The sequence below is a fragment of the Mesorhizobium sp. M8A.F.Ca.ET.057.01.1.1 genome (genome assembly GCF_003952565.1).
GTDB lineage: Bacteria > Pseudomonadota > Alphaproteobacteria > Rhizobiales > Rhizobiaceae > Mesorhizobium.
Map to the genome: position 1 here is coordinate 1,558,194 of NZ_CP034454.1, position 12,412 is coordinate 1,570,605.

The 12,412-nt window shown below is 62.8% G+C and carries 16 protein-coding genes; 8 read left to right on the forward strand and 8 right to left on the reverse strand.

Features of this window, described 5'->3' with window-relative positions; genetic code table 11:
* Position 1: 1 nt before the first annotated feature.
* Together EJ077_RS06945 and EJ077_RS06950 are read left to right on the forward strand one after the other, a co-directional pair.
* On the forward strand, positions 2–505 hold the full coding sequence (locus EJ077_RS06945; protein WP_208700693.1) for a GNAT family N-acetyltransferase: 504 nt from the start codon (positions 2–4) through the stop codon (positions 503–505).
* 1 nt (position 506) lies between these two features.
* On the forward strand, positions 507–818 hold the full coding sequence (locus EJ077_RS06950; protein ID WP_208700695.1) for a DUF6665 family protein: 312 nt from the start codon (positions 507–509) through the stop codon (positions 816–818).
* Here the strand turns inward: EJ077_RS06950 and EJ077_RS06955 are convergent.
* Positions 799–1,683 (reverse strand): alpha/beta fold hydrolase, encoded by an 885-nt coding sequence (locus EJ077_RS06955; protein WP_208700697.1) that lies wholly within the window; start codon positions 1,681–1,683, stop codon positions 799–801. The two genes, EJ077_RS06950 and EJ077_RS06955, sit on opposite strands and share 20 nt — an antisense overlap.
* 83 nt (positions 1,684–1,766) lie before the next feature.
* Positions 1,767–2,111: a cupin domain-containing protein gene (locus EJ077_RS06960; protein ID WP_208700698.1), complete on the reverse strand. Its 345-nt coding sequence runs from the start codon at positions 2,109–2,111 to the stop codon at positions 1,767–1,769.
* Between the two features lie 314 nt (positions 2,112–2,425).
* Between EJ077_RS06960 and petA the strand changes: the two genes are divergently transcribed.
* The 5 genes from petA to EJ077_RS06985 all read left to right on the forward strand — a co-directional run bounded on the left by petA (position 2,426) and on the right by EJ077_RS06985 (position 6,824).
* A complete protein-coding gene (petA, locus tag EJ077_RS06965; RefSeq protein ID WP_127276061.1) occupies positions 2,426–2,986 on the forward strand; it encodes a ubiquinol-cytochrome c reductase iron-sulfur subunit in 561 nt (186 codons plus the stop codon).
* A gap of 16 nt (positions 2,987–3,002) precedes the next feature.
* On the forward strand, positions 3,003–4,304 hold the full coding sequence (locus EJ077_RS06970; RefSeq protein WP_208700700.1) for a cytochrome b: 1,302 nt from the start codon (positions 3,003–3,005) through the stop codon (positions 4,302–4,304).
* A gap of 27 nt (positions 4,305–4,331) precedes the next feature.
* The gene (locus EJ077_RS06975) at positions 4,332–5,204 is read left to right on the forward strand and encodes a cytochrome c1 (protein ID WP_208700702.1); all 873 of its coding nucleotides are present in this window, start codon (positions 4,332–4,334) and stop codon (positions 5,202–5,204) included.
* 149 nt (positions 5,205–5,353) lie between these two features.
* The gene (locus EJ077_RS06980; protein WP_127869761.1) at positions 5,354–6,049 is read left to right on the forward strand and encodes an acid phosphatase; all 696 of its coding nucleotides are present in this window, start codon (positions 5,354–5,356) and stop codon (positions 6,047–6,049) included.
* A gap of 229 nt (positions 6,050–6,278) precedes the next feature.
* The gene (locus EJ077_RS06985) at positions 6,279–6,824 is read left to right on the forward strand and encodes an adenine phosphoribosyltransferase (protein ID WP_027143364.1); all 546 of its coding nucleotides are present in this window, start codon (positions 6,279–6,281) and stop codon (positions 6,822–6,824) included.
* 49 nt (positions 6,825–6,873) lie between these two features.
* Here the strand turns inward: EJ077_RS06985 and EJ077_RS06990 are convergent, their stop codons facing one another.
* The 6 genes from EJ077_RS06990 to EJ077_RS07015 all read right to left on the reverse strand — a co-directional run bounded on the left by EJ077_RS06990 (position 6,874) and on the right by EJ077_RS07015 (position 11,338).
* Positions 6,874–7,332 carry a MaoC family dehydratase gene (locus tag EJ077_RS06990; protein WP_208700704.1) on the reverse strand — a complete coding sequence of 153 codons (459 nt, stop codon included), beginning with the start codon at positions 7,330–7,332 and terminating at the stop codon, positions 6,874–6,876.
* On the reverse strand, positions 7,329–7,799 hold the full coding sequence (locus EJ077_RS06995) for a MaoC family dehydratase (RefSeq protein WP_208700706.1): 471 nt from the start codon (positions 7,797–7,799) through the stop codon (positions 7,329–7,331). Before EJ077_RS06995 ends, EJ077_RS06990 begins: the two co-directional genes overlap by 4 nt.
* 292 nt (positions 7,800–8,091) lie before the next feature.
* Positions 8,092–9,195: a redox-regulated ATPase YchF gene (gene ychF / locus EJ077_RS07000; RefSeq protein WP_208700708.1), complete on the reverse strand. Its 1,104-nt coding sequence runs from the start codon at positions 9,193–9,195 to the stop codon at positions 8,092–8,094.
* Between the two features lie 96 nt (positions 9,196–9,291).
* Positions 9,292–10,014 carry an aminoacyl-tRNA hydrolase gene (pth, locus tag EJ077_RS07005; RefSeq protein ID WP_208700710.1) on the reverse strand — a complete coding sequence of 241 codons (723 nt, stop codon included), beginning with the start codon at positions 10,012–10,014 and terminating at the stop codon, positions 9,292–9,294.
* A gap of 23 nt (positions 10,015–10,037) precedes the next feature.
* On the reverse strand, positions 10,038–10,679 hold the full coding sequence (locus tag EJ077_RS07010; protein ID WP_135867490.1) for a 50S ribosomal protein L25/general stress protein Ctc: 642 nt from the start codon (positions 10,677–10,679) through the stop codon (positions 10,038–10,040).
* 236 nt (positions 10,680–10,915) lie between these two features.
* Positions 10,916–11,338: a MarR family winged helix-turn-helix transcriptional regulator gene (locus EJ077_RS07015; protein WP_208700712.1), complete on the reverse strand. Its 423-nt coding sequence runs from the start codon at positions 11,336–11,338 to the stop codon at positions 10,916–10,918.
* Positions 11,339–11,492: 154 nt separating this feature from the next.
* Here EJ077_RS07015 and EJ077_RS07020 point away from each other — a divergent pair, with 154 nt between their 5' ends.
* Positions 11,493–12,350 (forward strand): alpha/beta fold hydrolase, encoded by an 858-nt coding sequence (locus EJ077_RS07020; RefSeq protein WP_208700714.1) that lies wholly within the window; start codon positions 11,493–11,495, stop codon positions 12,348–12,350.
* The last annotated feature ends 62 nt before the right edge of the window (positions 12,351–12,412 follow it).

Sequence of the window (12,412 nt, forward strand, 5' to 3'; positions counted from 1 at the left end):
CATGGGTGGATCGCCAGAGGTCAGCCCCGAGATCGGCCGAGAGGTTGGCCCAGAGATCGACTATGCGCTCAAGCGTTTGCGACCATCCGCGGCGGCCTTCGACGCGTTGAAGGTAGAGAGCCGGCTGGAAGGCTACTGGATGCTGGTGCGGCTGGCGGATGGCTGGGCAAGCGGCCGCAACAAGTTCCTGAAGCGCGGCGAGGGACTTTTCGGGCTATGGCATGGCCGGGAACTCGCCGGCGTGTGCGGGCTGAACATCGATCCCTATTTCGAGGGCAGGGACCAGGGCCGGGTCCGGCACCTGTTCGTCAGCGCCCGCCACCGCCGCAACGGCCTCGGCCGCATACTGGTCGAGACCGTGATCGACCGGGCTCGCCAATATTTCTCCGTGTTGAACACCCGCGCGCCGCCGGAAGCCTTCGGTTTTTATGAACGGCTTGGCTTTCAGCGCGTGGAAGGCGAAGAATTCGTCACCCACCGCATGGTGTTCGGGAAAGGGAACTGAAATGTCCTTGCGTCCGCCATCTCATCTTGCCGGCGCGTCGGCCGCCGAAGCGGCCTTCGACGCGCTTGGTCATGAAATCCTCGCCGAGAAGGCTGCCGCACTCGGCCGAGCCGGTCAAAAGGTCGAGGAGACGCTGGCCCGGCTGACCAGCAATGCCGACGAGGACATGCGTCCCCTGCTTCTCAAGGAGGCTGCCGTGGCCGTTCACGCCTATTTCATCCAGCGCGAATTGTGCGGCCTTCGAAAGCATGACGCCGTCATCCGCGAATACAACATCCCCAAGGCCGTGCTGGTCAGGCTCGGCGCCATGTAAAGTTGGAACTTGCCGCGCTGATTTCCCTGTGGAAGCGCGCCAGGCGGGCGGCAAGCGCTTCGGGATTCTCATCGGCAACGAAGTGTCCGCTGTCGGCTATGATGTCGCCCTCGACATTTGAGAGCCCGGCTGCGCGCAGGCCATCGACATAGTCGCCGATGTCGCCGGACTCGGCCGAACCCCTCAGATACAGCACCGGAACCGCAATCGGCTTCGCGGGCCGCGCGGCATTGGCCTTGGCATCCTCGGGAAAGGCGCGATACCAGTCGAACCCCGCCTGGAGGCTTTCCGGCCTGGAATAGGCCTTGGCGTAGATTTCCCTGGCGTCGTCAGAGATCGAAGCTCGATCCTTCGAAAGCACATTGAAGAAGAAGTCGAAATAAGCGCTCTGATGGCCGCTGACCAGCGTTTCCGGCAAGGCTGGAATAGCGTGAAAAGCGAAATGCCAGATTTGCGGATTGCGAATGACCTTCTCCCACGGAGCGACGCCCGGAATGACGACGTCCATGATCGCCGCGCCGGAAAGAATGTCAGGATGGTCGCTCAACAAGGCAAATACGATCTGGCCGCCGACATCGTGGCCGGCGGCCACGAGCTGGCGCAACCCGCAAGTCTCTGCGACGCCTCTCATCAGCCTCGCCAAGGTTCTCTTGTCACCAGCCTCGGGCACGCCTTGCGAGCCGCCGATGCAGGGCAGGTCAGGGGCGACGACCCGGTAGTCGGCCGCCAACCGGCCGATCACCCGCTCGAAGGCGTAGGAGCTTTGCGGCCATCCGTGCAGCAGAAGGAAAGCCGGCGCGCCAGCGGGGCCTGCCTCGCGGATCGCAATGCTCAGCCCTTCGATTTCGATGGTCGAGGTTTGCATGTCCTGGCCCTGGCGGCTTTCTGGTTGGCGCCTATGCGGTAGATCTAGGCGTCAACCGGGAAGCCGCCAGGGCTATGCAGGAATTACTCCAGCCATTCCGTGATGAAGCTGCCGTTTTCGTGGATGTCGGTCGTTTCCAGCGGACCTGGACCGAGATTGGTGAATTTGTGCGGCGTGTGCGGCGGCACTATGACGATCTGTCCGGCCGAGGCCTCGATCTCCTGGTCGCCGACCGTGAACAGGCCGGTTCCCTCGCGGATGATGAAGATCTCCGCATAGGGATGAGCGTGCAGCCGAGGGCCGCCGCCGACATCAGGCAGGTAGTTGAAGATCAGGCAGGAGTTTGAGCCGTAGACGCCGCATTGCAGTTCGCCCTTCCAGTGGTTGGAGCGAACAGACCATTCCTCGCGATCGATGACATGCACCATGGCAGGGAAAATAGATCACTCGGGCAGCCTATGTCGAGGCAAACAACGATGCCGGATTTGCGGTTGTTTCCCGGTTGTTTAGACGCCTTTTGCGGCGCTTGGCGGCCCCGCCGGGCGACAGGGTAATTTGTCCCCGCGACAATCTGCCCTTGTGCCTTGACCCGTCTGGACAAAAACGGGCTTCACGCATAAACCGAAGTCCAAATGCCGGAGGAATTCGCTAGCCTGTTCGCCATGCGCTGTCGGGTTGGCGTGATTGAGCGGGGAACAAGGCTCAGCCACCGGCGCGGAAGAGGCGAAAGGATCAGGCACCCGTGAGCGCAACCGACATCCACGATCCCAACCGTCGAGATTTTCTCTACGTCGCCACCGGCATGGCCGCCGTGGTCGGCGCCGGTGCCGTCGCCTGGCCGTTCATCGACCAGATGCGCCCCGACGCCTCGACGCTGGCGCTCGCTTCGGTCGAGGTCGATGTCTCCTCGCTGACGCCTGGCAGTTCGCTGATCGTCAAGTGGCGCGGCAAGCCGGTCGTGGTGCGCAACCGCACCGAGAAGGAAATGAAGGACGGCGAGGCCGTCAGCCTCTCCGATCTCAAGGATCCGATCGCCCGCAACGCCAATTTGCCGTCCGATGCGCCGGCGACCGACGCCAACCGCACCACGCCCGGCAAGGAAGCCTGGATGGTGATGGTTCAGGTCTGCACCCATCTGGGCTGCATTCCGCTCGGCCAGGAAGGCGATTTCGGCGGCTGGTTCTGCCCGTGCCATGGCTCGCAATACGACACCGCCGGCCGCATCCGCAAAGGCCCGGCGCCGGAGAACATGGCGATTCCGGTATTCAAATTCATTTCCGATACCAAACTCCTTATCGGTTGAGGCAGGGGATATTTCGATGAGCGAGGGACACTCGACCTACACGCCGAAGACCGGTATCGAACGCTGGTTCGACGCCCGCATGCCGCTGCCCAGGATGGTCTATGACAGCTTCATCGCCTATCCGGTGCCGCGCAACCTGAACTATATGTGGACCTTCGGCGGCATCCTGGCCATCATGCTGGTCTCGCAGATACTGACCGGCATCGTGCTGGCGATGCATTATACGTCGGACAGCGCTCTCGCCTTCAATTCGGTCGAGAAGATCATGCGCGACGTGAATTCCGGCTGGCTCCTGCGCTACATGCACGCCAACGGCGCCTCGTTCTTCTTCATCGCCGTTTACCTGCACATCTTCCGCGGTCTCTATTACGGCTCCTACAAGGCGCCGCGCGAACTGCTGTGGATCCTGGGCTGCATCATCTACCTCCTGATGATGGCGACCGGCTTCATGGGCTATGTGCTGCCATGGGGGCAGATGAGCTTCTGGGGCGCCACCGTCATCACCGGCTTCTTCAGCGCCATTCCACTGGTCGGCGACTGGATCCAGCAACTGCTGCTCGGCGGCTTCGCCGTCGACAATCCGACGCTCAACCGCTTCTTCGCGCTGCATTACCTGCTGCCGTTCATGATCGCCGGCGTCGTCGTGCTGCACGTCTGGGCGCTGCATGTCGTCGGCCAGTCGAACCCGACCGGCATCGAGGTCAAGTCGAAGACCGACACCGTCGCCTTCACCCCCTACGCGACCATCAAAGACGCGTTCGGCATGATCGTGTTCCTGTTCATCTTCGCCTATTTCGTCTTCTTCCTGCCGAACTATCTCGGCCACGCCGACAACTACATCGTCGCCAACCCGCTGAAGACGCCAGCCCATATCGTTCCGGAATGGTACTTCCTGCCGTTCTACGCGATCCTGCGCGCCATCACCTTCAATATCGGGCCGATCAATTCCAAGCTCGGCGGCGTGCTGTGCATGTTCGGCGCCATCGTCATGCTGTTCCTGGTGCCGTGGCTCGACACTTCCAAGGTGCGCTCGGCGGTCTACCGGCCCTGGTACAAGCTGTTCTTCTGGCTGTTCGTGGCCGATGCCATCCTGCTGGGCTGGCTGGGCTCGCAGCCGGCGGAAGGCAGCTATGTGTTCATGGCGCAGATGGCGACGCTGTTCTACTTCGCCTTCTTCCTGGTCGCCCTGCCCGTGCTCGGCTTGATCGAGACACCGCGCAGGCTGCCGAACTCGATCACCGAGGCGGTGCTCGAAAAGAACAAGGGTGGCAGCGGACATCCGGCGGGCGCGACGGCAGCACCTGAGACCAAGGGCTGAGCGGTAGAGAATCTAAGGGGATTTGGCATGAAGAAGATTCTCACCTCGCTGGCGCTGGTCGGCCTTGTGGCCGCCGGCACTGGGGTTGCAGGCACTTGGGCGTTCGCGGCAGAAGAAGCGCACAACGCGGCGGCACCCACGCATTTCCCGATCAACGAGCCGAAGGAAATGAGCTGGAGCTTCACCGGCCCGTTCGGCACCTATGACAAGGCGCAGCTGCAGCGCGGCCTTAAAGTCTACAAGGAAGTCTGCTCGGCCTGCCATTCGATGAACCTGGTGGCGTTCCGCACGTTGTCGGACCTTGGCTACAGCGATGCCCAGATCAAGACGTTTGCAGCCGAATACACCATCCATGACGGCCCCAACGATGCCGGCGACATGTTCGACCGCCCCGGCAAGCCGTCGGACCATTTCCCGGCGCCTTTCGCCAATGAGGAGGCCGCCGCTGCCTCCAACGGCGGCGCCGCGCCGCCCGACATGTCGCTGCTGGCCAAGGCGCGCGGCGTCGAGCGCGGCTTCCCGCAGTTCGTCTTCGACATCTTCACCCAGTATGATGCCGGTGGTCCCGACTACATCCATTCGCTGCTGACCGGCTACGACCAGACGCCGCCCGCCGGCATGGTCATCCCGGAAGGCACCCACTACAATCCGTACTTCATGTCGGGCGTGTCGCTGAAGATGCCCAAGCCGCTCTCCGACGGCCAGGTGACCTATGACGACGGAGCGCCGCAGACCGTCGACCAGTATGCTCGCGACGTGTCGACCTTCCTGGCATGGGCGGCCGAGCCGCACATGGAGGACCGCAAGAAGACCGGCTTCCGCGTGCTGGTGTTCCTGCTTCTGTTCGGCGCCCTGGTCTACTTGACCAAGCGCAAGGTGTGGGAAGGCGTCGCTCACTAAGCGATGCCATAGTCTGGAATTCAAAGAGGGCGCCGCGAGGTGCCCTTTTTTGCTTTTTGGGTGGATAGCTCAGGCCACGCGTCGGCGGTGTCACATGGCCGTCATCGCACATCGCGATCCTGCGGTGCTCTCATCAAAGGATCACGCCCATGAAAAGATACGCATCGCTTGCGGCAGGCCTGCTGCTGCTCGTCGTTGGTTCCGCGGCCCGCGCCGAAGACGCAAAACCCTTCATCACCAACAAGGATGTCGACCTGACGATGATCCTGCCGCCGCCGCCGGCCAATGATTCGGCAGAGACAAAGGCCGAGTTGGGCGAGGTGCTGACCATGCAAGTCACGCGCACGCCCGAGATGGAAGCCCGCGCCATCGCCGATGCCGAGGAAAACGTCTGGCGTTTCGCCGATGTCATGGGGCCGAATTTCAACAAGGACAAGCTGCCGAAATTCAGCGCCTTCTTCGATCGCGTGGTGGAGACCGAAGGCGCCGTCGTCGATCCGGCCAAGGACGTCTGGAAGCGCCCGCGTCCGCACCAGCTCAGCGATCTCGTCAAGCCGGTGGTCAAGCTGTCGAGCTCCGGTTCCTGGCCGTCCGGCCATGCGACCGTCGGCACGATGATGGGCATCATCCTGTCCGACATGGTTCCGGAAAAGCGGGCGCAGATCATGGCGCGCGCGGCCGAGTTCGCCCACAACCGCATCGTCGGCGGCATCCATTATCCGTCCGACGTCGAGATGGGCAAGATTTCCGGCAGCGTCATTGCCGCGGTCCTGCTCAACCGCGAGGATTTCAAGGCCGAGTACGAAGTGGCCAGGGCGGAGCTTCGTTCCGATCTCGGCATGTAGGACCGGCCGGTAGCCATTTTTCCGAGCGGGGCGCCTTCGGGCGCCCCTTTTTCGTGTCGGCCACGGCCTGCACCCACGGCAAGGAAATCGCCTCGCGTTTGCTGCCACATCCTTTGCCGGATGTGCTTGTCTCGACCGTCACATCGCGCTAGCCGTTGTCGGCCGCGCCGGGTTACGATCGGCCCCGCGCCGTTTCGCTTCTGTCAGCTGGATCACCCGGAGCCGCTTCATGAAATCCTCTCTCGAAGACACGCTGCTGGCGTCGATCCGAACCATCCCGGACTATCCCCGGCCCGGCATCCTGTTTCGCGACATCACCACGCTGCTCGGAAACGCACGCGCCTTCCGCCGCGCCATCGACGAACTGGTGCATCCCTATGCCGGGCAGAAGATCGACAAGATCGCCGGCATCGAGGCGCGCGGCTTCATCCTTGGCGGCGCCGTCGCCCATCAGCTCTCGGCCGGCTTCGTGCCGATCCGCAAGAAGGGCAAGCTGCCTTACGAGACCGTGCGCGTCGCCTACAGCCTGGAATATGGGCTGGATGAGATGGAGATGCACAAGGACGGCGTCGCGCCCGGCGAGAAGGTCATCCTGGTCGACGACCTGATCGCCACCGGCGGCACGGCGGAAGCGGCGGTCAAGCTGCTGCGCCAGATCGGCGCCGACATCCTCGCCGCCTGCTTCGTCATCGACCTGCCGGATCTGGGCGGACGCGCCAAGCTCGAAGCGCTCGGCGTGCCGGTGAGGACGCTGATCGGGTTCGAGGGGCATTGAGGAAGCGCGTCTTCCTTCTCCCACAGGGGAGAAGGAAGACGCGCCTGTGCTACTCCACCTTCACCAATACCGCGCTCTCGAATTCCAGCACCTTGGCGCCGGTCGAATCGGAGGCCTCGCAGAGCAGCGCCAGCAACCGCCAACCGGGACGGGACGCGATGGGGCGGTGGGAAAGCGCCGTGCGTGCGAAGGTGATGGTTTGCCCGGCATAGACGGGCTTCAGCCATTTCAGGTTCTTGAATCCGGGCGAGGGGCCGAATTCGGGCACCGGGCCGTCCCAGCCTTCGGCGTCCAGGCGGGTTTCCAGATTAAGCTTCATCCAGGTGGCCGCGGTGTGCCAGCCGGAGGCGCAGAGCCCGCCAAGCACGCTCTTCCTCGCCGCGTCCTCGTCGATATGGAAGATCTGAGGGTCGTATTTGCGGGCGAACGCCTTGATCGCCTCGGCCTCGAATGTGTGCGAGCCCAGCGTCACCCTGGTGCCGATGCGGAAGAATTCGTCCAATGTCATGACAGGCTCCTCGCGGCATCGCGCGTCAGGAACATGATGGAGTTCTCGAGCTCGAAGACACTTTCGCCGCGCTGGTTGACCAGTTCGCTGCGCATGGTCACGAAGCCGAGTTGCGGCTTCGATTTCGACAGGCGCCTGGCGAGAACCACCAGGTTGCCCCGCAGCGTATCGCCGGCGAGCACCGGCTTCTTCCATTTGACCTGATCGACGCCGGGCGCGCCCTGGCAGGTGGAATCCAGCAGGAAGGCATCGCACAGCATGCGCATGAACATGGCGCAGGTGTGCCAGCCGGAGGCCGAGAGGCCACCGAGGATGCTGGCCTTGCCGGCTTCCTCGTCGAGATGCATCGGCTGAGCGTCGAACTCGCTGGCGAACTCGATGATCTCGGCCGCGCTTACTTTTTTCGCGCCGAGGTCGAACGAGGCCCCCTCGACGAAGTCCTCATACGCCCATGTCTTTCCGGTCATGGTCAGCAAATCCGGTTGTAGAATGCGCGATCCCTTTGGATCGGAAAACCCGGATGCAGGCCGCGGGCGGTTTGGTCAAGCCCTTTCTGGTGAGCCAGGCACAGGCAGCAGGTGTTCAGAGCCAGCCGCGGCGGCGGAAATACCAGAAGGCTGCCGCTTAGACCCGCGGCGACAAAATCAAGACAAGGCCCGGGACCGGGCCGGGATCGGCCGCTCAGAAGAACTCGTCGAGCAGCCGGTGGTACAAAGCTTCGCCGGCTCTACTTCCGCCAGACATTGTCGACCCGGAGCGTCACGTGTTGAACTTGAACAGCATGACGTCGCCGTCCTGGACGACGTATTCCTTGCCTTCATCGCGTGCCTTGCCGGCTTCCTTGGCCGGCACTTCGCCGCCCAGCGTGACGAAGTCGTTGTAGGCGATGGTCTGGGCGCGGATGAAGCCGCGCTCGAAATCGGTGTGGATGACGCCGGCGGCCTGCGGGGCCTTGTCGCCCTTGTGGATGGTCCAGGCGCGCGTTTCCTTCGGCCCGGCGGTGAAATAGGTGATCAGATGCAACAGGTCGTAGCCGGCGCGGATGACCTTGTTGAGGCCCGGCTCGTCGAGCCCGAGCGAGGACAGGAACTCCATCTCTTCCTCGTCCGAGAGCTGCGCGACTTCGGCCTCGATCGCGGCCGAGATCACCACGGTGCCGGCGCCTTGCGCGCTTGCCATCTTTTCCACGGCCCTTGTGTGCTCGTTGCCGGTCGCGGCATCGGCCTCGGCGACGTTGCAGACGTAGAGCACGGGATGCGAGGTCAGAAGGTTCAGCCCCTGCAGGATGCGCAGGTCCTCCGCCGAAATGCCCTTGAGCAGGACGCGGGTCGGCTTGCCGGCCTGCAGCAGCTCGAGTGCCGCCTCCATCATCGGCAGCACCGTGGTCGCTTCTTTGTCCTTGCTGCCGGCGCGCTTGCGGATCTGCACGATGCGGCGCTCGAGGCTGTCGAGGTCGGCGAGCATCAGCTCGGTCTCGACCGTCTCTGCGTCGGCGACCGGGTCGATGCGGCCCTCGACATGGGTGATGTCGTCATCCTCGAAGCAGCGCAGCACATGCACGATGGCGTCGACCTCGCGGATGTTGGCGAGGAACTGGTTGCCCAATCCTTCGCCCTTCGAGGCGCCGCGCACCAGGCCGGCAATGTCGACAAAGGAGATGCGTGTCGGGATGATCTCCTTGGACTTGGCGACTTCGGCGATCTTCTGCAGGCGCGGATCTGGGACCGCCACCTCGCCGGTGTTCGGTTCGATGGTGCAGAAGGGATAGTTGGCGGCCTGCGCGGCGGCCGTCCTCGTCAGCGCGTTGAAGAGCGTCGACTTGCCGACATTGGGCAAGCCAACGATGCCGCATTTGAAACCCATTTTGTCCGGTCCTATCGGGAAAAGCGAAATTTGATGAGGGCTATGGGCGATAGGGGTTGGGAACGTCAAGCCCTGTAACGCCGATGGTCCCGCGGCTCAGTCCTTGTTGCCGAAGAGTTTCTTCAGCATCGCCGCCATCGGGCCGGTCTCGGGCAGCTTGGCGGGCGCCTGCTGGGGGCGGGCCTGGCGGACATGGCTTTGCTGTTTCGGAGCCTGCTTTTGCGCTGGCTTTCCCGGTTCGACGCCGGTCTTGCCCTGGACGGCGAGAGCGGCCTTGTTCATGAAGCCGGATTCGTCGCCCTTGACGATCATCGCGGCGTTGTCGGCGATTGCGTCGAGCAGCGGGTCGAGCCAGTCGCGGTCGGCCTTGGCGAAATCGCCGAGCACATGATGCTGGACCATTTCCTTGACGCCGGGATGGCCGACGCCGATGCGGACGCGGCGATAGGCGTTGCCGACATGGCCATCGATCGAGCGGATGCCGTTGTGGCCGCCGGCACCGCCGCCGGTCTTGATGCGTAGCTTGCCTTCGGCAAGATCGATCTCGTCATAGAAGACGGTGAGGGCGGAAAGGTCGAGCTTGTAGAAGCGCAGCGCTTCGCCGACCGACTGGCCGGACAGGTTCATGAAGGTCTGCGGCTTGATCAGGATGATCTTTTCACCGCCGAGCGTGCCCTCGGCGATCAGGCCCTGGAACTTCTTCGACCAGGGCGAAAAGGAATGGCGGCGGGCGATGGCGTCCGCCGCCATGAAGCCGACATTGTGCCGGTTTTCAGCATATTTCGCGCCCGGATTGCCGAGGCCTGCAAAGACAAGCATCGTCCGCTCCGGGCGTGAAAGAGTTACTTCTCTTCGGCGGCAGGAGCCGCTTCGGGGGCCGCAACCTCAGCCGTCTCTTCCGTCTCCGGCTTCATCGCCGCCGAACCGGCAATGGTCGCGATGGTGAAGTCGCGATCGGAGATGACCGGCTTGACGCCAGCCGGCAGTTTCACCGCCGAGATATGGATCGAATCGCCGATGTCGGCGCCGGTGAGATCAACGGTGATGAATTCCGGGATCGCATTGGCCGGGCAGTGGAACTCGACCTCGTGACGCACGATGTTGAGCACGCCGCCGCGCTTGATGCCGGGCGACTTGTCTTCGTTGATGAAGTGGACAGGCACGTCGACATTGACTTCCGTGTCCTTGCCGATGCGCAGGAAATCCACATGCATCGGGAAGTCCTTGACCGGGTCGAGCTGGAAGTCCTTCGGGAGGACCTGGATCTTCTTGCCGTCGACATCGATCGTGGCGACCGTGGTCAGGAACCCGCCGCCATGGATCTTGTAGAAGATGTCCTTGTAGGTGAGCGCGATCGCCAGGGGAGGCTGCTTGTCGCCGTAAATTACTGCAGGCACTTTACCGTTGCGGCGAACTGCTCGGGCGGACCCCTTACCGACCTGTTCGCGCGCTTCGGCCTTGAGCTCGTAAGTATCGTGGCTCATGGCTTTTCCTTTCGCGTGTTATGGAGCGCCTACGGTTGGTGATGTGCCAGGCCGTAAACGTCGAAAGCCGCTGGACCTCGATGTCCGAATGCCGGAAACCGCAGCGAGCGGATCTTTGTTCGGGATCACAAGGGGAAGGCAGCCTTCCGCCGCGTTGCCTCCAAGGGTGTCTACGCGGGTGGCGGCTCTATAGCGGAAGGTGGTCCCAGGTGCAAGCGGCGGCCGAAGAGCCGTCGCTACCGGCTCAACGCATCGCGCAGGGCCTGGACCTGCCGGTTCAGGGCGTCGAGTTCGGCCAGCGTCATGCCCGAGCGCTCGATCAGGGTCTCGTTCAGGCAATTGCACTGGACGAGCAGCGTGCGACCGGCGGATGTCAGGCCGACCTGTACCTGGCGCTCGTCGGCCTGATTGCGCTGGCGGGTCACCAGGCCAGCCTGTTCCATACGCTTGACCAGCGGCGTGACGGTGCTCGATTCCAGAGCGAGCCTGTGCGCGATCGCGCCGACCGACATGCGGTCGGCCTCGCCCAACGCGTTGAGCACGAGATATTGCGGATAGGTGATGCCCATCTCGTCCAGCATCGGCTTGTAGGTGCGGTTGATCGCCATGCTGGTGGCGTAGAGCGTGAAGCAGAGCTGATTGTCCAACGGGAGAGGCACGACGCAGTCCTTTGCCGATTAAGCGCCTCAAGTATGTACCACGAGAAATGATATCGCGATATATATTTTTTGTGGACACGGGGATCAAGCTGCGATAAACAATATCGATATCGCGATATTGTTTATCGCGACATCAAATTTAACGGAGATTGAGATGACCTCGCAGACCAAATCAGGCTCAGGCAGCGGCACGATCACCACCAAGGACGGCACGCAGATCTATTACAAGGACTGGGGAACCGGCCAGCCTATCGTTTTCCATCACGGCTGGCCGTTGAGCAGCGACGACTGGGATGCCCAGATGCTGTTCTTCCTGGCACAAGGCTACCGCGTCATCGCCCATGATCGCCGCGGCCACGGCCGCTCGACCCAAACAGATGTCGGCAACGAGATGGACACCTACGCCGCCGATGTTGCGGAACTTGCCGCCCATCTCGACCTCAAGGATGCCATCCATGTCGGCCATTCGACCGGCGGCGGCGAGGTGGCGCGCTATGTCGCCCAGTATGGAGCGGGCGGCCGTGTCGCCAAGGCAGCGTTGCTCGGCGCGGTGCCGCCGATCATGCTCAAGACGCCAGCCAATCCCGGCGGCCTTCCGATCGAGGTCTTCGACGGCTTCCGCTCCGGCGTCGCCGCCAACCGCGCCCAGCTTTACGTGGATGTTCCCACCGGGCCGTTCTACGGTTTCAACCGTCCGGGCGCCGAGGTTTCGCAGGGTGTCATCGACAACTGGTACCGCCAGGGCATGATGGGCGGCACCAAGGCGCACTATGATTGCATCAAGGCCTTCTCGGAGACCGACTTCACCGAAGACCTCAAGAAGATCGACGTGCCGGTGCTGGTCATGCATGGCGATGACGACCAGATCGTTCCGATCGCCGACTCGGCGCTGTTGACCATCAAGCTGCTCAAGAAGGGCGAGCTCAAGGTCTACAAGGGTTTTCCGCACGGCATGGCCACGACCCACGCCGCAATCATCAACGCCGACCTGCTGTCCTTCTTCAAGGCCTGAAACCTTCCCGCCTGAACGAAAAAGGCACCCGCCATTTGGCGGGTGCCTTTGCCTGGACACAG